The organism is Streptomyces melanosporofaciens, from assembly GCF_900105695.1.
Classification (GTDB): Bacteria; Actinomycetota; Actinomycetes; order Streptomycetales; family Streptomycetaceae; genus Streptomyces; species Streptomyces antimycoticus.
Map to the genome: position 1 here is coordinate 75576 of NZ_FNST01000002.1, position 18996 is coordinate 94571.

Genomic DNA, 18996 nt, shown 5'->3' on the forward strand with positions numbered 1-18996 from the left:
ATGGATGGAGTGCGTACCGTACTGCTGGCGGGTGGTGAAGGCCGACGCATGGGGCCGCTGGGACACGGCAGGCTCAAGCCACTGGTGCCCTTCGGCGGCACCTCCCGCCTCATCGACTTCAGCATCGCCAACGTCCACCGGTCGGGCCTGCGGGATGTTCTGCTGTTGTCCCAGTACGAGGAGCGCCGCCTCATGGACGACCTGCACCTGGTGTGGAACGGCCTTCACCACGGCTTTCGGGTGGACTTCGGCCCCTACGACGCGGTGTACCGGAGCTCACCGGGCAAGCTGCCCGAGCAGGTGCCAGAGCGTACGTGGCCGGTGGAGCGCGGCACAGCCGACGCACTGCTCAGCAAGGCCGAGTACGTCTTCGGACAGGGGGACGCAGGGGCCTCGGAGATCCTCGTGCTCCATGCGGACCACGTCTACCGTTTCGATTACGGCCGCATGATCCGCGAGCACCGCGCGGCCAAGGCCGCGCTGACCATCTCGTACCAGCGCATCGAACGGCGATACGTGCACCTGTTCGGCATGGTCGAGTTCGACCGGAACGGCCTACTCACAGTCTTCGAGGAAAAGCCTCATCACCCTACGAGTGACCTGGTGTTCGCCGCATTCTGCGTCTTCGACGCGGCGACGCTGCGGCGTTACCTGGAGCAACTGCGCGGCACGGACTGGCAGCACGACATCAGCAGGGACGTCATCCCCGCCATGCTGGCAGGCGGCGAACTCATCCGTGGGTATGAAGTCAAGGGCTACTGGGAGGACATCGGCACCGTGGACCGCTACCACCGCGCCCACCGCGGACTGCTGCGGGCTGAGCCAACGCTCGCCTTGAGCGACATGCCACTGACCGTCGCCCCCGAAGTGCCGCGGTGCCTCGTCCTGGACGGGCCCGGCGGGCACGCCAGCATCGTGGCCGCCGACGTGGCGAACGACGGCGAGATCGTGAACAGTGTGGTGTACCCGGGTGCGCGCATCGGTGTCGGCGCACACGTGGCCGACTGCGTCGTGCTGCCAGGTGCCCAGGTGCCCGACGGGGCACGCCTGGCGTCGGCCATCGTGCTGGAAGACGGCTCTGTCCAGCAGTGCGAGGCGGCGCAGGAAGAGGTCGCGCCATGACGACACTCGTACCCGCGCCGTGTGACCTCGTGGTGGCCGACCTCGGTGGCACGACCCTACGCGTGGGCCGGATCAGGGCGGGCACCTCCGAGGTGCGTGACGTGCAGCGAGTGTCCACCGACGGGCTCGGCCGGTACGGCACACTCGCCCCGCAGGAGCTCCAGGACCGGGTCATGAAGCAGCTCACGCGGGAGATCGCGGCCAGCCTCGCCCGTCCAGGTCAACCACCCGCTCAGGCCGTGGCGGTGTCCTTCGCCGGGCCGATGACATCCGACGGAGTTGTCCTCGCCGGCCCGACGCTGTGGGGTGGACCCGCCGCGCGGCTGCCTGTCGCCGATGTGCTGGCAGGGCATCTGGGCCTGCCCGTGGTCGTGGCCAACGATGTGACCGCGGCGGCCTGGCGCTACGCCTCGGTCGAGTCCGAACCGTTCTGCCTGATCACCGTGAGCTCGGGCATCGGGAACAAGGTGTTCCGCCACGGCGAGATCGTCTGCGACGAGCGCGGGTACGGCGGGGAGATCGGCCACTGGCTCGTCGACCCCGCCGAGGACGCTGCGCCATGCGAGTGCGGAGGGCGCGGCCACCTCGGGGCGATCGCGTCAGGACGCGGCGCGCTGTTCGCGGTGCGGGCGGCGGCGGCGGCCGACACCGGTGCCTTCGCCCGCTCGGCGCTGGCCGGGCCCTCGGGCGGCGTGCCCGACGCCATCACCAACGAGGCGTTCGCGGCGGCGGCCCGAGCGGGCGACACGTTCGCGCGGGAGGCGCTGCGCCGCTCGCTGCGACCCCTCGCGTCTGCGGTGAGCCTGCTGTTCACCGCGATCGGCGTGCGCCGCTACCTGTTCGTCGGGGGCTTCGCCCTTGCCGTGGGCGACACCTTCTTGACGCTGCTCGGCGACGAACTGGTGCGGATCGGCTGCTTCGGCTTGGACGAGTACGGGACGCGTGCCATGCTCGCGCTCGGCGAGAACGACGACGACCACTGCCTCATCGGCATCGGCCAGTTGGCGGCGGCACACCTCGATGCTCCCCGGACCCTTGAGGCGCCTGCATGACCACGCTGATCGTCGGCAGCGGCTCCACCGGCGGCGCGTGGGCCACAGACCGGCGCCGTCGGGGGGACCGTCGTGGTCATCTACAGGACGCGGCCGAGGTCCGGCACCCTCGCCGAGGGTACCTGGTGGGGGAGAGAACGGCTCGACGTGACGGCGGCCCGGGGGCTTCGCCCGGGTACTGGCCGCGTGCGGGCCCGAGCTGCCCGAACCAGCGAGGCCCACGGCGCCGGCCAACGCATACGGCAGGGCAAGCTCGCGTCGGAACAGCAGCTGGCCGGCCTGACGGTGCTGCGGGTCAGCCTTGTCCATGGCCCGGCAGACCCGGCGCCCGTAGGCCGGCTGTGTTTCTTCGCCCGGTGCGCGCACGCATTGGTCGCGGGCCCGAGGTGCTCGCGACCCGCGACCACTGGACCACTCCGGCCCTGGTGGACGACGTGGTAGCCGTCACGAGCGCGCTCCTGACGGTTCAAGGGCCGCCCTTACTGCACCGCGGGAAATCCGGCCGGGTCTCGCACTACGCATGGGCACAGATCATCGCCCGCGCGGCCGGCGCTCCCGACCCGCTATCGGTCCCCGAGTCACGGACCGCGGGGTGGTACGCGAGCAGAGCCCCCGAACAGCTGCCCAGCAAGCGCCCTGCCGGCCGGCGACCTCGGCCTCGCGCTCCTGTCCGTGGGGTTCGCGAGGCCGCCCGCAACCTGTTGCACGCCCCGCGGTCCGCACAGACGGCCAGCAGCGATCGGCGCATCACCCAGTTTGAGGAGGCAGCCCCGTGATCTCCCCCGACCGCCCGTGCGCACCGGCTTCCGCCGCGGCCGGCTTGTCCCCGTGTGGCGACGGCCAAGGACCGCCGCCGCGTGGGGTGCCCGGCGCCCAACGAGTCGACCACCTGGCCTTCACCGTGTCCGACCTGGACGCCGCGATCGACTTCGCCGTAACGGCACTCGGCGGCGAACTCGTCTACCGCCTCGCGCCGTTAGCGCACGCCGACGACTGGATGCGCGTACACCTCGACGTACACCCGCGAGCCAGCGCCGAGATCGCCCTCGTCCGCCTGGGACCCGACACCAACCTCGAACTGTTCGCCTACCAGTCGCCGGACCACACCTCCGCGCCACGGGCACCGCACGACGCGGGACACGTACACCTCGCGCTGCACGTGATGGACGTGGCACGGGCCGCCGACGAACTCACGCGCCGAGCGGGGGTGAGCCCACTCGGCCCGGTCCGCCGTGTCCCCGACGGGCAGCCCGATGCGGGCACGCACTGGGTGAGACTGTCCTCGCCGTTCGACGCACCCATCGAACTGCGGTCCGCACCTGAGGTGTTGCCGTACGAGACGGGCGGCGGCACACCACGCCGCCGCCCGCCGGGGCCATGGTGCAACCGGGACGACGGCACGGGGAGTCGGCGTGGCCTGCCCGGCGCGCTCGGCGTCGACCACTTCGCCAGAACCGTCGCGGACCTCAACGCGGCCGAGCGGTTCTTCGTGGACGTCCTGGGCGCCGAGCTTCTGTACCGGAACGAGCAGAAGGTCCTTCCCGCGGACGTGGCGGCGGCGCTCGGTGTGCCACCCGGTGGTGCCGTGCGGCGGGCCGTGCTGGGCATGGGCCCGACCGATACCATCGAACTGGCCTGCTACGAGGGGATGTCGGCCGGCAACCCACACCCTCCGCGCAACAGCGACATCGGCGGCAACCATCTCGCCCTACACGTCCGCGACGTGGACGTGGCTGCCGCCTACCTGGCCGAGCACGGCTGCATCGTGCTCGGCCAGCCGGAGACGATCGATGAGGGGCCGCTCACCGGCGACCGATGGGTGTACACACGTGCCCCCTTCGGCCTGTACGTGGAGGTCGTGCGCATGCCGGACGGCACACTGCCCTACGAACGCACCACCACTGCCCGGCGCAGGGCCGCGCATGAGCTGTCATGGACCGTACGCCACCCCCGGCGGTGACGGGTGTCGGTGGTCCGATCGGGCTGCTGAGCAGGGCATTCCCCCGTGGCTGAAGCAGTCGGAAACGCCCTGGGCAGTACGCGTCGAGCGGTCCGCCCAGTACCTCCCCCCGCCCGTCGCAGCGGTCAACGACGGCATCACATGCGGGCGGAGGAACGAGCGCCAGGTCTGGCCGCCCTCCCCGTGCAGGGAAAGCTCACCGGATGAGGCCACCGTCCCCTCCGGCAAGGGCGGCGAACCGGGACCGACCGGTGCCCGGCGCCATGTCCAGCGCGCCAGACACCGGTGCCACGGCACCAGCGGGCCCGGAGTGTCAGCCGATGACGGCATGGAGCGGGTGGCGGGTGCCGGGCAGAAGCGGAGAGCACCGCACGCGGGTGCTCCGGCGTCGTGGCACCACGGCGCCGGAGCGTCCGACTAGGCGGCCACCGCGCGGCCGCTCTCCACGCCGGCGAGCCGCAGGACTCCCGTCAGCCCCCGGGGCACGCGCACGTCACGCTCACTCGGCAACAGGTACACCGGCAACCCGGCGCGCGCCGCCGCGCCGTCCTTGACCGGATCGTCGCCAACGAACAGCACCCGCCCGGCCGGAAGACCCAGCCGCTCGCAGGCGACGTCGAAGACGGCAGGGTCGGGCTTCGCCAACCCGACCTCGCAGGACAGCACCACCGCGTCGAGCTGATCCAGTACACCGGTGCGCTCGAAGACCGGCCGGATATCCCAGCCGATGTTGCTCAGCACGCCCGTGGGCACGCCTGCGGCACTGAGCGCCTCGAGCACCGGAAGCGCGTCGGGGTACGGGAGCCAGGCGTCGTTGTCGGTCAGGCAGTCGTAGAGCGCCTCCACCAACGGTGGCTCGAACGGCCCGGCGTCAGCGATCAGCCCGGTCCAGATCCGCCGGTGCGCGTCGGGCGACAGGTCGCATCCCTCCTTCGCCGCGCTGCGCTCCGGCGCGTCCACGTACGCCAATGTGCGTCGGATCAGTGTCGCCGCGACCTGCTCATCAAGCCTGACGCCGCGGTTACCCGCCTTCGCCACCAGCCGTGACGCCGTGAACACGCCCGTGTCGTCGAACAGTGTCCCCGCGAAGTCGAAGAGGACCGCCTGGACTCCTCGTTCACCAGGTCCGCTCACTGGTTCACCATCCTCTTGTGTAGGTGATCTCAAGTGGGTACTGATGCGCCCGAGGCGCTACTGGGCTACCGTCAGTTCGCTCGACCTGCGGGATTCCTCATGAGATCCGCGGAGCCTGGCGGTGGCCTGGGACGTGCCGACCGTCGACGAGGCCGGACGCCACCGAGCGCCGACTCGCCACCGACTGTGCCGGCTGGTGGGCGGGGCCATCACCTCCCCCACTTACCTGCCCCGTGGCAGGCCCTTTCAGGCTCCATGACCGCCGCACACCAGGGAATGTGACGGGGCTCATGCCCGACCATTCGCGGACACGACGACTCCAGCGTGCCGTGGTACTTCACCTCGCAACGCCGCAGGGTGGCGCCGCCGCACCGGCTGCCAGCGCACGTTGCGCGAAGATGCACGGCTGCTCGTACACCCCGACACGGTGCTGTGTCGGCACCGCCGCGCGCTGCGCTGCTTCGCTCAAGGGCATGGACCACCGAACGCGCGACGAGCGGAATGCCGCCATCGCCCCCCGCATCCGCTGGTACAACGCACGCGGCGAGCCGAAGGACCGCTTCACACCCGAGTCACCCATCCCGCAGTGGACCGAGTACCCGGCCAAGGCTGCGTGACAAAGCCCAGCGACAGCGATCTTCGCGGGGTGCGCATGGGTCCGACGCGCGGTGGCCTGATCGGCGGGGAACGCATCCGAGGGTCAGGTCACCAGGGGACGCCCCCGTTGTCGTCGAAAAGCCGGCCGGTCGGGCCGTCGTCCGGCAGGGTCGCCAGGCGAATGGTGATCGCCGCGCCCTGCTCGGGGTCCGGGCCCCACTGAATCCGTTGAGGTCGGTGGCCACGTAACCAGGGCAGGCGTTGTTGATCAGAATGCCGGTACCGCTCAACTCCTTGGCGTACTGGATGGTGACGGCGTTGAGGTAGGTCTTCGTCGGCGCGTAGGCCCCGCTGATCCCCCCGAGATCGACGCCGGGCGTGGTCTGCAGTGTGAGGGAGCCGACATGCTGGACTGGTTGACGATCCGCGGGTGCGCCGAACGGCGCAGCAACGGCAACATCGCGTTGGTGACCCTGATGACGCCGATGACGTTGGTCTCCACCAGTCGCGGGCGCCGATGCCGACACTCCAGCCCCGCGCACCGAGCCCGGGCGCGATCTCGTACCCGATTCCCTTGTTCGCGCCAGTGGCCAGCGCGATCGTTTTCTCGTTCACGACAGCGAGCATGCCCGCGCTGCGGCCGGGCACCAACACCCGTCCGGTTTGCAGCAATACCCGAACGATATCGGTCAGCCGTGAGCCGTCATTAGCCTGGGCGCATGGAAATGCCGCGGCCTGGCACCGGGCCGGTGCGCGCAACGATGGGCTGCGTGCCCGGCTCGCCGCCCGCTGGGCGCAGCAACTCGTCGCGGAACATGGCGCGCATGTCCGGGCTGCCGCCAGGACCGCACACTGGCCCTCGCGGTGGCGGACGGGCTCGGCTCTCTGCCCCGTCACCAGCGTCAGGTACTGACGTTGCGCTACTACGCCGATCTTCCGGTACGTGACATCGCAACGCTGCTCGACGTCCCACCGGAGCGGCTGACGGACGAATCGGGGCCTGGCGCCACTGGCGGCAAAAGATCGACCCTGACGCCATCCCGGTCTTCTTTGCCTTTCCGTCATCCGCGTAACCTCTGCGGTTCCACGAGTGGTCACTTCTGCCTCACCCGACTGGGAACGCGCCTACAACCTGTGGATGGACACCCAGCCCGGCATGAGGGAGTACGAGGGGAAGACAAGCCGTCACCAATCGTGGTGCTGGACCCAGTGGTGGCTCGGTGACCTTTTGACGGTGGCGCCGTGCAGAAGGCCGCGGCGAAAGACCCTCGGGCCTCCCCATGTGTTCGGGCTCGTTGTCGGTGTCTTCGGCGACACCGGTCCCAGGGCGAGGGCCTTGCCTACCGCCTTGCCGAGGCCAGCCGGAACAGGGTCCACGTCGAGGATTTTTTAAGGAACATACCCAATTCGGCATCGAGCAGATCGATGGACAGCCCGGAGTCGACTCGGCTCGTCATCGGGCGCGGACATCACGTCACCGCGCACACCCCGGCGCGTGTGTGCGTGGTGAAGGAAAAGCTCCCGATCAGAGGGTTGCGATGTGGAGCGGGCTCGCCTCAGAAGGCGGGATTGACACCGATGTGGTCAGGGTCCGCCAGGTGAGCGGCGAGCAGCGCTCCAGGCCAACTGGAGGGCGGAGCCTTCTCGGGCGCCCGCACGGCCTGGGCGACCACGGCGTCACCGAGTGCGATTTCAATGTCCGCGCGTGGGAAGCGGCTGAGGGTGGAGCTCAACGTCTGCCAACCATTCGCCGTGAGCAGGTCGGTCCTGCCGAAGTCCGCCATAACTGCCAGTCGGACGAGCCTGGGCAACGCACCCATTCGTTCTGCGATACCGGGAGAAGTGTGAAGGGCGATGGCCTCCCATACCCTCTGGGTGAGCGGTTCGGGCCAGTCGTGTTCGGAGAGAAAGGCACGTGCTGCGTCCGCACCCTCCACTTCGAAGCGCTCGGGTCCCTCGTAGGGAGCGGCTGTTCCCGCGTCGTGGAACAAGCAGGCGATGGCCAACGCTTCGCGCTCCATCCCTTCAACGCCCTGCTGTCGGCCGAAGTGGTCAGCCAGCAGCCATACCCGCACGCTGTGGTTGAAGATCGCAGGGTGAAGGACTTCGCGTACGTGCGCGTGTGCGGCGTCGGCGATGGCTCCACCGAAGGTGACCTGCATGTGATGATTCCCTTTCCGTGCGGCGTCATCGATGGTCTGTCGTGCATAGCCGTCCGTGCGCACTGCTGCCCGGTCCTCAGGACTCCGGCCGGCGTCGTATGCGCTGGAGCTGGGTTCCGTGCTCCGAGGTGGCGAGGCGAGTGTGGAACGCCTGATTCGCGGTCCTTGTTCGCAACAGGGGTGGACTGACTTGATCGCGGACCGGAAGGACAATTATATAATGACCGTTCGGGTTATTATACTGGGGTGCGTGACCAGAGACACGGACCAGGCGGCCGAGGTGCACCGCTGCCTCGAAGTCGGCGGCCTGCACGGTCGACCCGTCCCCGACCTCGGGGCACCGCGGCCTCTGAGAGGGCGTTCTGTGAGTCTTGGGCAGTTCTCGTGGTGCTTGAAGGCAGATTGTCCGCTTCCCAGCCTTGCGGTTCGCCGCCGCTGCGGTGTGCTGGTGGATGTGGGTGAGCGGCCGCCGTACCCGAGCGACCTGTCGGATGAAGCCTGGAAGCTGATCCGGCCGGTCATCACCGCATGGAAGGCCCGACATCCCTCGGCCAGCGGGCACACGGGACAGTACGAGATGCGGGAGATCGTCAACGCAATCCTGTACCAGGCCCGCACCGGCTGCCAGTGGCGCTACCTACCGCACGACCTGCCGCCGAAGAGCACCGTGTACTACTACTTCGGCAAGTGGCGCGACGACGACACCACCGAGACCATCCACGACCTGCTGCGCTGCCAGGTGCGCGAGAGCAGGAAGCGGCGAGAGGTCCCCACCGCTGTCGTCCTGGATTCCCAGACCGTGCGGGCTTCGATGAACGCGCCGAAGGACACGACCGGGCTGGATGTGGGAAAGAGGAGCCCGGGCCGAAAAAGAGGCATCGCCACTGACGTCCTCGGCCTGCTCATCGCCGTCGTCGTGGTCGCCGCCAGTGCCCACGACAACGCCATCGGCATCGTGCTGCTGGACAAGGTCGCCGCCTCCGCGCCCACCGTGACCAAGGCGTGGGTGGATGCGGGGTTCAAGAACGCCGTCGTCGAGCACGGCTCCCAGCTCGGCATCGACGTCGAGATCGTCCAGCGCGAGGTGGGTGCGCGAGGCTTCGCGCCGGAACGCAAGCGATGGGTGGTCGAGCAGACCCTGGGCACCTTGATGCTCCACAGACGGCTCGCGCGCGACTACGAGACGAAGCCGACGAGTTCAGCGACGTGGATTCACTGGTCCATGGCCAATGTCATGCTCCGCCGCCTCACCCACGCCTCCACCCTGACCTGGCGCGACCCGCGCCTGGCGTCCGCTATCCCCGACCGGCGGGAGCGCCGATGAGGGAACTCCTGGACAAGATTGACACTCGGCGGCAGCTCGTCCGCGAGACCGTCGAACGACTGCGCGAGCAGATCACCCTGCTCACCGAGCAACTCGGCGCCGCCGAAGACACTTTGAAACGTCTGGAGATCACCCGCGAAACTATCCTGGCACTGGCAGCCGAGGACGGTTTCCCGCCACCCGAACCACTCCCGCCCGGTTACCACGAAATCCTGGCCGCCTTCGAAAAGGCCGACGGCACGCTCCGCGCGAAGGAGGTCTGCCAGGCGCTGGCCACCGGGACGGAGCCCCGTCACGTCGAAGGCAGGCGGGCCAAGCTGAAACGCCTGGGGCCCGGCCTCTTCGCCCTGCCGCTGGCTCCTCGACCCGCCTCGCGCCCGCAAACCTAGGCGCCAATGACTCGCAGTCGATGAGGTAGGGGCCGGGCTCGGCAGGGGCCGGGCGGGGCGGGGGCGGGAAGGACGTCGGACAGCACGCCGCGCCCCGTACGGCTGTTGACAGCCTGAACGCAGCACGTCAGAGTCCCGCCGTGAGCGAGACCAACGATCTGACGCCGGCCGAGGTACGTATATGGCGGGCCTTTCCGCGAGGCGAGTCCGTGGACTTCCGCGCCGCCGAGAACGCGGATCCGGCGCTCGGCAACACCTGGGGCTCCGAGCAGACCGTCCGGGCGAGTGTGCTGCGGGCGCTGCTGATCAAGGCTCCGCAGGAGGAGGGGGAGATCGCCGCGCTCAAGATCACGGGGGCGCGGGTCACCGGCGTATTGGACCTGAAGTACGCCACGATCGACGCCGCCATCCGGCTGAGCCACTGCCACTTCGACGGTGTTCCCGACCTGTACGGTGCCCAGCTGCGCCAGCTCAATCCGAGCAAGTCCGTTCTGCCGGGTCTGACCTCGGCGACCTTGAGGGTCGAGGGGGTGCTGCGGATGACGGACTGCCGCATGCGGGGCCCAGTGCGGCTCGGCGGGGCGCAGATCTCCGGGGCGCTGTTCATGGAGCGCGCGGAGTTCACAGCGCCGGACGACTCCGAGCCGGTGCTGCAGCTCAACCAGGCCACGATCGGGGACGACTTGTGGGCACCAGAAATGCGCGCGCACGGACAGGTACGGCTCACTGGCGCCTCCGTCGCCGGGCGGATCAACGTTCAAGACGCCGAGTTCAACAAGCCCGATGGCACCGCGCTAGACGCACAGAACCTCAACGTGGGAGCCCATGTACGGGCGCGGTGCGTACGAGCGCAGGGCCGGGTCGAGCTCCGAGGCTCGCGCATATCGGGCCGCCTCGACCTGCTCCACGCCCACCTGTCGCATCCGGGCGACACGGCACTACGGGCAAGCAGGCCTTCCGATGCTGGAGCGGGACGGCGAGCGGTATGAGCCGCACGGCTACGAGCAGCTGACGGCGGCCTACCACCACGTCGGTGACGACGACGCGGCCCGGCTCGTCCAACTCGCCAAGCAGCGCCGCCGACGCACCACGCTCACCTGGTACGGACGGCTGTGGGGGTACGTCCAGGACGCCACCGTCGGCTACGGCTTCCGCCCGTTGCGCGCGGCCGTCTGGCTGCTGTCCCTTATGGCGATCGGATCGATCGCGTATGGCCTGGACCACCCACGCCCCATCAAGGCGGGCGAGGCCCCTGACTTCAACTCCATCTTCTACACCCTCGACCTGCTCCTGCCGGTCGTCAGCTTCGGCCAGGAGTCAACGTTCGCCCCTGTCGGCTGGCACCAGTGGCTGTCGTACGCTCTGATCATCACCGGCTGGACCCTGGCGACGGCGATCGTCGCGGGCGTGACCCGTGCGATCAGCCGCCAATGACCCTCTCTAGAACTCGCGAAAACCTTACAGAACGCCCTCTGAGAACCGACCCACGAGGCAAGGCCTTCTCCGCCGAGGGTGGCAGGTGTCGCTGGGGCGGGGTTTCGGCAAGCGCAAGGTGGCCAAAAACCTGGTCATGGACCTTGAGGACGCGGGCTGCCGGGCGCGGTTCCTGATCCGGGACCTGGACGGAAAATTCCCGTGGCAGCCAATACAGCAGCGCCCGAAGGGTGTCAATATTCCGATCAAGCGGCTGAACTGGGCGACTCCTGCGGGTGATGAGGCAACGGGGGTGACCTGGTGCGGTACTCGTTGAGCAACCCGCCAAGTACGTGGTGGCGCCTGACCGTGGCAGCGGGAAGAGGAATGACGTTCGGGCCGTCGTCAGGGGGTTGAGGACAGTACGCAGGTGCCGCTCACCGGTGATCAGGAGGCGGTCGGTGCACTCGGTACGGACTGCGCGTATCCATCGTTCGGCGAACGCGTTGGACCGGGGACTTTGCGGCGGAGTCGGGATAACGGCTGTGCCGTTGCCGGCGAAGACGGTGTCGAAGGCGGCGGTGAACTTGCTGTCGGCGACTGGGCCGAGGCCAAGAACCTCGAATTCGCCTACCCCCGACCAACAGCTCCTGGCTGATCCGCATCGAGGCCCAGTTCACCGCCCTGCGCTACTTCGCACTGGACGGGACGGACCACACCAGCCACAAGGAGCAGGGCAGCATGATCCGCCGCTACATCATCTGGCGGAACAAGCATGCCGCCGACGAACGCCTACGCGAGGTGGTCGACAGGGCGTACGTTGCCTGATGCGGCACTAGGCGACGCCGACCTGGGCGGCGAGCAGGATGGCGCCCAGTTGCACGGCAACCGGCTTGCGAACTTCGACCTGCATGCCTGAGGTGTCGGCTTCAGCTTCGGCCACCCAGCGGTCGAAGTGTTCGGCGAGCAGGGCACGCTGGGTGCGGATGGCCGGGGTGGGGTTGCCCGCGGCGATCTCGGCATCGAGCATGCGCAGGAAGGCCCCGAGCAGGCGGAGCCGGACCAGGTGCACTCCTTGGCGGTGGTCGTACTGCTCGGCGACCGTGGCGGGGCGGTCGGGCAGGGCAGGCCCTTCGGCGTGCTCGGTGTGCTTCGCGAACGTGCGGAAGGTCTGCAGGGTGCCCTCGGCGGAGCGGCGGAACGGCGATCGTATGGTCAAGTCGTCCGCGACGGCGTGCAGTGCGGTCTCCAGCATGGCGAACACCTCCCGCCGGGCCGCTGTCGTGGTAGCGACCAGGTGCCGGTAGGCGATGCCCGTCCCGGTCCGGTCGGCCACCCGGGCATCGGTCCACAGAGGCACCTCGGCCACCAGATGCAGCGCGCCGAACCGGGCGGCATAGTCGGCACTGCCGGCGCCCGCGCCGAACGCCGGACCCATGTCGGCCCCGGCGGGGGTGGAGTAGACGGACGGCGCGATCAGCCGGGAGCCCGGCACCTCCGGCTCGCCGTGATGGCTCGGCAGGCCCTCGAACGCAGCGAGGTCAGCGAGCTGCCGCGCGAGCGCCGCGTCGTCGCGGTTGAGGTAGTAGAAGGCCCCCTGGTGTTCGCCGTTGTGCAGGGAGCAGACCAGCGACGGCTCGATCTCGTCCATCAGCCGCATCAGGGCCATGGTCTCGGGCAACGTGCGCTCGAAGCGGTAGTCCCCGACGGTGAGGGGAAAGGTCCACTCGACCTGTTCGGCCAGGTCGGGGCGGTAGAAGCGCTCGGCGTAGGCGCGGCGGTCGCCGGGGCTGCCGTACCAGCCCTCGTTGAGCCGGGCACCGTCCGGGTCGGCGCACGCGACGAAGTGCCACTGGTAGCCCAGCGCCGCGCGCAGCCCCGCGTCCCGGCAGAGCAGGTCGACCAGGGCGGTGATCGTGCGGAACCCGATCGGCTCGTTGGGGTGCGGGCCGCCGATGACCAGTGCGTCCGCCGGGCCGTCGCCGACGGTCAGCACGCGCAGGGGCTCACCCAGCCGCGAGGTCCCTATGGTCCGGATTCGCGTCAGCTCCGGGTGGGCGGCGGCCACGGCGGCGAGCTCGGCGTGGAGGGCGTCGACGCTTGGGAAGGTCGGGTAGGCGGGCACCTGGCCCATGTAGTACGCAATATCCATAATGAGATTACTGTAATAATGGCATTATGAGAATGACAAGGACGGAGACCAAGGAGCGCAACCGCCGCGCGCTGCTGAAGGCCGCGCGCCAGATCGTCACCCGTGACGGCCACCGCGCGCGGCTGGAGGAGATCGCCGAAAGGGCCGGCCTGACCACAGGTGCTGTCTACTCGCTGTTCGGGAGCAAGAACGGCCTGCTGATCGCCTTGGTCACCGACTACCTCGGCCCGCACTACGAAGGAGTCAAGCAGGCCGTCCCCGCCGACCTGGACCTGCTGGAGGCCATCGACGCCTTCGCCCGCTTCTACGCACACACCTGCGCGGACCCCGAGGCACTGCGGCACCTGTCCTTCGAGACCAGCCTGCAGGACGTTGCCCTGCGCGACCCCCAACTGCAAGCCAAGCTCGCCACGTCCATCCAGGCTCACGAACAGCGCCTTGCGGCGCTGTTCACCGACAGGACGCACCAGGGGGACACCGTGACGGCGCGCCAGGCCCAGCGACTGGCGACCGCGTTGCGGGCGCTTCTCGCCGGCCTCAGCCAGCGCGTTGTCCTCGGCCTGGCCGAGCAGGCCCCCGAGCACTACTTCGCCGAAACCGCCCGCGCGCTGGCCACCGCCCAGGTACTCGGACCGCCCTGAACGCCTGTGCCGTTGACCGCTCCGCCTCGGGACCGGCCGATGGGTCCGAGCCTTGCCGTGTCCACGACCGTCGCATCTGCTTGTTGCCACCGTTCAGCGAGGCGCCGTGTCCGATCGCTGGAAGCGTACCTACAAGAATTTCTGCCACAGATCCCTCTACGGCGGTGCGAGCGTGCGGCTCAACACACCGCAACCCCAGGGTGCTCAGTCCGCGCGGCAATCGGTCACCTGGCGCCCGGAGCAGATCTTCAGGGACGAGCGGCAGATCGTAGCCTGGGCAGCGTGCGCGCCGTGGAGAAAGGGGCATAAATCCGTTGGACATGACCGACGGCGTCATCGACGACAGCGACGCCGGCCGGGATCGGGCGTTCGTGGGGCGTCAGACCGAGCTTTCGCTGCTCAAAGCCGGGTGGGCGGGCGACGCCTGGGCATGCCCCACCCACTACATGCACGGACCAGGTGGTATCGGCAAGTCGATGCTGCTGCGCCGTTTCGCCAGGGAGGCTCGCAGGGCCGACCGGACGGTGATCGAGGTGGACTGCCGGAGTGTGGATCCGACGCCGGAGGGACGAGCTGGTCGTGCTGTCGCGCAAACCGGCCTTGCTCAAAAATAGCCCGCTCAACCGCAGCCGTCTGGTCGTCGGTAGCGGACGCAGTCTGCCCGAGGTACTCGCAGCCGTTGCCGATGGCCTGCTCGACGAGCGAAGCGGCGGGAAACGTCATCGTGCGGTGACCGTCATGTACTTCATGGGGGCTCCCACCCAGGAGATGGCAGCGGAACGTCTGGAACTGCCGTTCAGCACCTACCGGCGACATCTCGTGTCCGGGGTCGAGCGCATGATCGACCTGCTGTGGCAGCAAGAACTGCGGGGCACCGGGCTGTCGACTAAGGCGGACCAAAAACCCTCCTGACGCGGAGTACCGCGGACGGCGTAGCGCTCCCTCGGCCGAGCGAAGCCGAGTAGGCGGGGAATGTGCCGATCTGGCGATTCGCATGGCCAGGGCGATGGTCCGCCGGGCGATGCCCGCTGGGAATATCCCCCAATCGCAGATCACGGGTGTACCCGGCAGCCCAGGGATGCGCCCCCTCTTCGGCACAGCTCTCAGGCAAGGACGAGAGGCTTCAGAGGGAGGTCCAGCAGGGCTTCGGGCAGCTCGTCGAATGCCACCGTTCCGCTGTATGCAGGCATGGGGTCGACACTCCCTGAGGCGAGCAAGGCGAGAACGGCCGGGAGGTGGGGGCCGACGTCGGGCCGACCTGTGGTGAAAGTGACGGCGTCCATATACATCGACATCAACGGAACCTCAGTGGGCTGGAAATAGATGCCCACACTGTGGCAGTGACCGCCAGCGGCAGTCGCGCGCAGTGCGCCGGCGAGCCCGCCGGGATCGGCCGAGGCGTCCACGCTGACGGGGAACTGCCTCCGGTGCAATTCCCGGATGTCGCCGACGGACTGGGCACCGTACGACTCGGCTATCGAACGGCGGTGGTCGTCCGCGTCCACGTAGACGATCTCACTGCTGCCCACGGCAGCCGCTACGGCGCATGCGTAGAGCCCGTGGGTGAGGCCCCCCATCACGAGAACAGGTGCCGCGGGATGGATCTGCAGCCCACGCAGCACGGCGCAGTACGCGTCGGTCAGGCTGTCCGACGCCGCCGCCGCCGAGGCTGCGGTGACCCCGTCGGCCAGACGCACCAGATTTGCCTGTGCCCAGGGCACGAGGAGCAGCTCGGAGAACATGCCACCCCACTTCCCACCGATCGGGAGACCGAACATGGCGTAGGGGGGAGTGTTGGAGCACCGGGTCGGATGGCCAGCCGCGCAAGGGGGCAGGTCCCGCAGGAGACGTGCCAGGGAACTGACACGAGGTCACCCACGGCAAGACCCGTCACATCAGAGCCGAGTTCGACGACCCGGGCAACACACTCGTGCCCCAGCGCGAAGGGACCTTCGAAAGGAGTGTGTCCAGCGATCATGGCACGGTCGAGGTCGCATGTAGTGGCCGCCACGGGGGCGACGATCGCCTCATGGGCGTGCTTGATGGTGGGTGTCGGCACATCGGACCAGATCAGTCGGCCTTTGGCGATGAACGTCAGCGTCCGCACGCTGGGCTCCCAGGGATCGTTGGGGAATCTTGGACGTCCTGCGTCGGACAACCTCCCGATCCGCGATGAGCCGCGATCGGCGTATCACGCAGGCAGTTGACAGTATCTATTCTCTCAGAGAATAGTAAAGGGCGTGTCCACTCACACCTCCCGCGTCCTCCTCGGTCTCCTCACCCCACGGGCCATGCACGGCTACGAGTTGAAGCACGCCCACGACGAGCATCTGCCTGGAGCCAAGCCGCTCCCCTTCGGGCAGGTGTACGCGACGCTCAACCGCCTGGTGCGGGATGGTCTGGCGGCCGAGGCCGGGCACGAGCGCGTGGGCGGACCCGACCGCACGGCGTACGTGGTCACCGACCTCGGACGGGACGCACTGGCCTCATGGCTCTCCCAGATCGAACCACCGGCGCCCCACCTGTCGAACGTGCTGCTGGCAAAGGTTGTCATCACACTGCTCGTGGCGGACGAAGCGACCGCTCGCCGCCACCTCGCCGCCCAGCGGGCCGCCCACCTCGCGCGCATGCGCGAGCTGACGGCGGTGAAGTCCTCCGGACGCCTGCCCGTCGCCCACGTGTTGGCCGCCGACTTGGCGATCGCCCATCTCGACGCGGACCTGCGCTGGATGCAGGGCGCCGTGGACCGCGTCACCGAACTGCGCCAGGAGGTGCACCCATGATTATCGAAGCACGCGACGTGGTGAAGGCATACGGACCGACACAGGCACTACGCGGCATCTCGGTCGGCGTGCGGGAGGGCGAGATCGTCGCCGTTACGGGGCCGAGCGGATGCGGCAAATCCACGCTGCTGCACATCCTGGCAGGCATCCTCAGCCCGGATGCCGGTGCTGTCCACTACGGCGGCAGGCGGATCGACGAGCGCAACGAGTCCCAGCGCTCGGTCATGCGGCGCACCGACTTCGGGGTGCTGTTCCAGTTCGGGCAGTTGGTCACGGATCTGTCGGCGGTGGAGAACGTCGCGCTGCCGCTGCTGCTCGGCGGTGCCCGTCGGCGCGCGGCTACGGAGGCGGCCATGGAGTGGCTCGACCGGCTCGGCGTGGTGGAGCTGGCGGACCGTCTGCCCGGCGAGATGTCCGGGGGGCAGCAGCAGCGCGTGGCACTCGGCCGCGCCATGGTGACCGAGCCGAAGGTCCTCTTCGCCGACGAGCCGACCGGCGCTCTGGACACCCTTGCGAGCGAGGCCGTGCTGCAGCACATGGTCCGGGCAGCCCGCACCCGGCGCACCACCGTCGTGCTCGTCACCCATGACGCCACGGTCGCCGCGTACGCGGACCGGGAGATCCAGATGCGCGACGGGGCCGTCGAGGCCGACGACTGTCCTCTGTCCGGGACGGGCGCTTCGCTGCTGTCCACGGGCGCTGCGGAGACCTCCCGGTGAGCCCGGTCACCACGCTCCGGCTGGCACTGGCCGGTGGTCGTACGGACCGGAGCCGCATCATCCTGACGGCGTTGGGCGCCGCGCTCGGCACACTTGCCCTGCTCGCCGCGGCCACCGTCCTCGCTGTGACCGCGCCACACGCGGCGGCGTACACCAACGACCTGCTGAACGACGAGGGGCTGCGTCCCGGCGTCGCGTTCGGGATGCTCCTGCTGACGGTTCCCGTCCTCTCGTTCGTCGCGCAGTGCAGTCGGCTCGGCGCGCCGGGCCGGGAACGCCGGCTCGCGGCGATGCGGATGGTCGGGGCGACGCCGCGCCAGGTGGTCCGGATCGCGGCGGCCGAGACCGCCATCGCCTCCGCCGTGGGTTCCCTGACGGGCCTCTGCGTCTACTTCGTGGGCCGTGCCCTGTTCGACGCGCCCGGTCCCGACGGGCGCCGTCCCCTGCCGACGGACGTCCTCCCCCACCCCGCGGCGATGGCGGGCATCACCGTGGGCGCACCCCTGTTGGTCACGCTGATGACGGTCCTCGCCCTGCGCAGGGTGACGCTCACCCCGCTCGGCGTCGTCCGCGGTACCCGCCGGGGCCGGCCGAGCGCGACGCCGGGCGTCCTCATCCTCGTGGGCCTGGGAGCGTGCGCGCTCGTCGAACCGGCGCACCGGTACTTCACCGAGCACCCGCGGAACGACGACGTGCCCACACTGGTCATGGCCGCGCTGATCGTGAGCGGCCTCCTCGTCGTCAGCATCGGCGTCGTGTCGGGAACGGGCTGGATCGCCCACACCACCGGACGCCTGCTGCACCGCTTCGCCCGCCGACCTGCCGGGCTCCTGGCGGGCAGGCGTCTGATGGCCGACCCGTGGTCTGGCAGCCGCACCTTCTCCGCGATGCTGGTCGCCCTCATCGCGGGTTCCGCGGCCGCCGGGCTTTCAGCGCTGACGGTGGCAACCGTCGAGGCCCAGGAAGAGAACACCCGGCGGTACGCACGACTCCTCGGCGAGCCGTACAATCCACCGGGGTCGACGTTCTACGAACGAGCGTACGAACTCATCGGCTACGCCGTCGTAGTGGCAGCAGCAATCGCTGTCACGGGGCTGCTGGTGGCACTCGTCGACGGCGTCACGGCCAGAAGGCGCACTCTCGCCTCCCTTGTCGCTGCTGGCACCCCTCGCGGGATCCTCTCCCGCGCGCTCGGCTGGCAGGTCCTCACACCTATCGTCCCGATAGTCCTGCTGTCGGTGGCCGTGGGGGCGCTGCTGCCGCGCCTGGCCGTGCCGGACACGCGCGATTCGGCACGCATGGAAGTACGCCGCTGCATACCGCTGCCTGGCGATCCGGCCAACGCCTGCCAGGACGACGCTTATGAGAAGGCACATACCGTGCTCCTCACGGCGGAGAAAGTGCCGGTTACCGTGCATGTGCCGTGGCACCAGCTCCTCTTGCTCGCGGGCGGGGCCGTCGCCGCCACCGTCGCTATCACCCTGGTCAGCCTGGCCTTCCTCCGCATGAATGTGCGAGCCGCGGAGTTGCGCGTGCGGTGACATACGG

18 protein-coding genes and 4 pseudogenes are annotated in these 18996 nt (G+C 69.1%); 16 read left to right on the plus strand and 6 right to left on the minus strand.

Going from position 1 to position 18996, the window contains the following annotated elements; all coding sequences use genetic code 11:
• The 3 genes from BLV72_RS03000 to BLV72_RS03010 all read left to right on the plus strand — a co-directional run bounded on the left by BLV72_RS03000 (position 1) and on the right by BLV72_RS03010 (position 4134).
• A complete protein-coding gene (locus BLV72_RS03000) occupies positions 1-1122 on the plus strand; it encodes a sugar phosphate nucleotidyltransferase (protein ID WP_093460132.1) in 1122 nt (373 codons plus the stop codon).
• Entirely contained in the window at positions 1119-2174 is a 1056-nt protein-coding gene (locus BLV72_RS03005) for an ROK family protein (RefSeq protein ID WP_093460133.1), read from the plus strand. The genes BLV72_RS03000 and BLV72_RS03005 overlap by 4 nt, the downstream gene beginning before the upstream one ends.
• 862 nt (positions 2175-3036) lie before the next feature.
• Positions 3037-4134: a VOC family protein gene (locus tag BLV72_RS03010; protein ID WP_244320617.1), complete on the plus strand. Its 1098-nt coding sequence runs from the start codon at positions 3037-3039 to the stop codon at positions 4132-4134.
• Between the two features lie 417 nt (positions 4135-4551).
• Here BLV72_RS03010 and BLV72_RS03015 read toward each other — a convergent pair whose 3' ends face one another.
• Positions 4552-5268 carry an HAD family hydrolase gene (locus BLV72_RS03015; RefSeq protein ID WP_167746285.1) on the minus strand — a complete coding sequence of 239 codons (717 nt, stop codon included), beginning with the start codon at positions 5266-5268 and terminating at the stop codon, positions 4552-4554.
• A 473-nt stretch (positions 5269-5741) separates the two neighbouring features.
• On the opposite strand from BLV72_RS03015, the gene BLV72_RS47730 reads away from it, so the two are divergent.
• Complete coding sequence (locus BLV72_RS47730; protein ID WP_167746286.1) at positions 5742-5885, plus strand: hypothetical protein; 144 nt, start codon at positions 5742-5744, stop codon at positions 5883-5885.
• A gap of 88 nt (positions 5886-5973) precedes the next feature.
• Here BLV72_RS47730 and BLV72_RS49495 read toward each other — a convergent pair.
• Positions 5974-6492 (minus strand): annotated as a pseudogene (locus BLV72_RS49495) (SDR family NAD(P)-dependent oxidoreductase).
• Between the two features lie 237 nt (positions 6493-6729).
• Here BLV72_RS49495 and BLV72_RS51840 point away from each other — a divergent pair.
• On the plus strand, positions 6730-7089 hold the full coding sequence (locus tag BLV72_RS51840) for an RNA polymerase sigma factor (protein ID WP_425288349.1): 360 nt from the start codon (positions 6730-6732) through the stop codon (positions 7087-7089).
• 332 nt (positions 7090-7421) lie between these two features.
• Here the strand turns inward: BLV72_RS51840 and BLV72_RS03035 are convergent, their stop codons facing one another.
• Entirely contained in the window at positions 7422-8090 is a 669-nt protein-coding gene (locus BLV72_RS03035; protein ID WP_244320619.1) for an HD domain-containing protein, read from the minus strand.
• Positions 8091-8481: 391 nt separating this feature from the next.
• On the opposite strand from BLV72_RS03035, the gene BLV72_RS03040 reads away from it, so the two are divergent.
• From BLV72_RS03040 to BLV72_RS51440, 5 genes and pseudogenes are all read left to right on the plus strand, one after another.
• A complete protein-coding gene (locus tag BLV72_RS03040; protein ID WP_093470109.1) occupies positions 8482-9351 on the plus strand; it encodes an IS5 family transposase in 870 nt (289 codons plus the stop codon).
• Positions 9348-9740: a hypothetical protein gene (locus tag BLV72_RS03045; protein WP_093460140.1), complete on the plus strand. Its 393-nt coding sequence runs from the start codon at positions 9348-9350 to the stop codon at positions 9738-9740. Before BLV72_RS03040 ends, BLV72_RS03045 begins: the two co-directional genes overlap by 4 nt.
• A 140-nt stretch (positions 9741-9880) precedes the next feature.
• Positions 9881-11174: pseudogene (locus BLV72_RS03050) on the plus strand (membrane-associated oxidoreductase).
• A 115-nt stretch (positions 11175-11289) separates the two neighbouring features.
• Positions 11290-11376 (plus strand): annotated as a pseudogene (locus BLV72_RS51845) (integrase core domain-containing protein); the annotation flags it as partial.
• 369 nt (positions 11377-11745) lie between these two features.
• Positions 11746-11981: pseudogene (locus tag BLV72_RS51440) on the plus strand (IS630 family transposase); the annotation flags it as partial.
• A gap of 7 nt (positions 11982-11988) precedes the next feature.
• On the opposite strand, the gene BLV72_RS03070 reads toward BLV72_RS51440, so the two are convergent.
• Positions 11989-13305, minus strand: a complete 1317-nt coding sequence (locus BLV72_RS03070) for a M14 family zinc carboxypeptidase (protein WP_244320621.1) — start codon at positions 13303-13305, stop codon at positions 11989-11991.
• Positions 13306-13337: 32 nt separating this feature from the next.
• On the opposite strand from BLV72_RS03070, the gene BLV72_RS03075 reads away from it, so the two are divergent.
• The 3 genes from BLV72_RS03075 (at position 13338) to BLV72_RS47170 (ending at position 14858) form a co-directional block, all read left to right on the plus strand.
• Positions 13338-13946 carry a TetR/AcrR family transcriptional regulator gene (locus BLV72_RS03075; RefSeq protein ID WP_093460143.1) on the plus strand — a complete coding sequence of 203 codons (609 nt, stop codon included), beginning with the start codon at positions 13338-13340 and terminating at the stop codon, positions 13944-13946.
• A gap of 320 nt (positions 13947-14266) precedes the next feature.
• Positions 14267-14560, plus strand: a complete 294-nt coding sequence (locus tag BLV72_RS03080; RefSeq protein ID WP_093460144.1) for an AAA family ATPase — start codon at positions 14267-14269, stop codon at positions 14558-14560.
• On the plus strand, positions 14526-14858 hold the full coding sequence (locus BLV72_RS47170; RefSeq protein ID WP_143059735.1) for a hypothetical protein: 333 nt from the start codon (positions 14526-14528) through the stop codon (positions 14856-14858). Before BLV72_RS03080 ends, BLV72_RS47170 begins: the two co-directional genes overlap by 35 nt.
• A 191-nt stretch (positions 14859-15049) precedes the next feature.
• On the opposite strand, the gene BLV72_RS03090 is transcribed toward BLV72_RS47170, so the two are convergent.
• Complete coding sequence (locus BLV72_RS03090) at positions 15050-15688, minus strand: zinc-binding dehydrogenase (RefSeq protein ID WP_167746287.1); 639 nt, start codon at positions 15686-15688, stop codon at positions 15050-15052.
• Positions 15586-16053: an alcohol dehydrogenase catalytic domain-containing protein gene (locus tag BLV72_RS51850; protein ID WP_167746288.1), complete on the minus strand. Its 468-nt coding sequence runs from the start codon at positions 16051-16053 to the stop codon at positions 15586-15588. Before BLV72_RS51850 ends, BLV72_RS03090 begins: the two co-directional genes overlap by 103 nt.
• Positions 16054-16186: 133 nt before the next feature.
• On the opposite strand from BLV72_RS51850, the gene BLV72_RS03100 reads away from it, so the two are divergent.
• Genes BLV72_RS03100 through BLV72_RS03110 form a run of 3 tightly spaced genes read left to right on the plus strand, consistent with a single transcriptional unit; the run spans position 16187 to position 18989 of the window.
• Entirely contained in the window at positions 16187-16729 is a 543-nt protein-coding gene (locus BLV72_RS03100) for a PadR family transcriptional regulator (protein ID WP_280143001.1), read from the plus strand.
• Positions 16726-17448, plus strand: coding sequence for an ABC transporter ATP-binding protein (locus BLV72_RS03105; protein ID WP_093460150.1), 723 nt, complete (start codon positions 16726-16728; stop codon positions 17446-17448). Before BLV72_RS03100 ends, BLV72_RS03105 begins: the two co-directional genes overlap by 4 nt.
• Positions 17445-18989, plus strand: a complete 1545-nt coding sequence (locus BLV72_RS03110) for an FtsX-like permease family protein (protein WP_093460152.1) — start codon at positions 17445-17447, stop codon at positions 18987-18989. The genes BLV72_RS03105 and BLV72_RS03110 overlap by 4 nt, the downstream gene beginning before the upstream one ends.
• Positions 18990-18996: the final 7 nt, after the last annotated feature.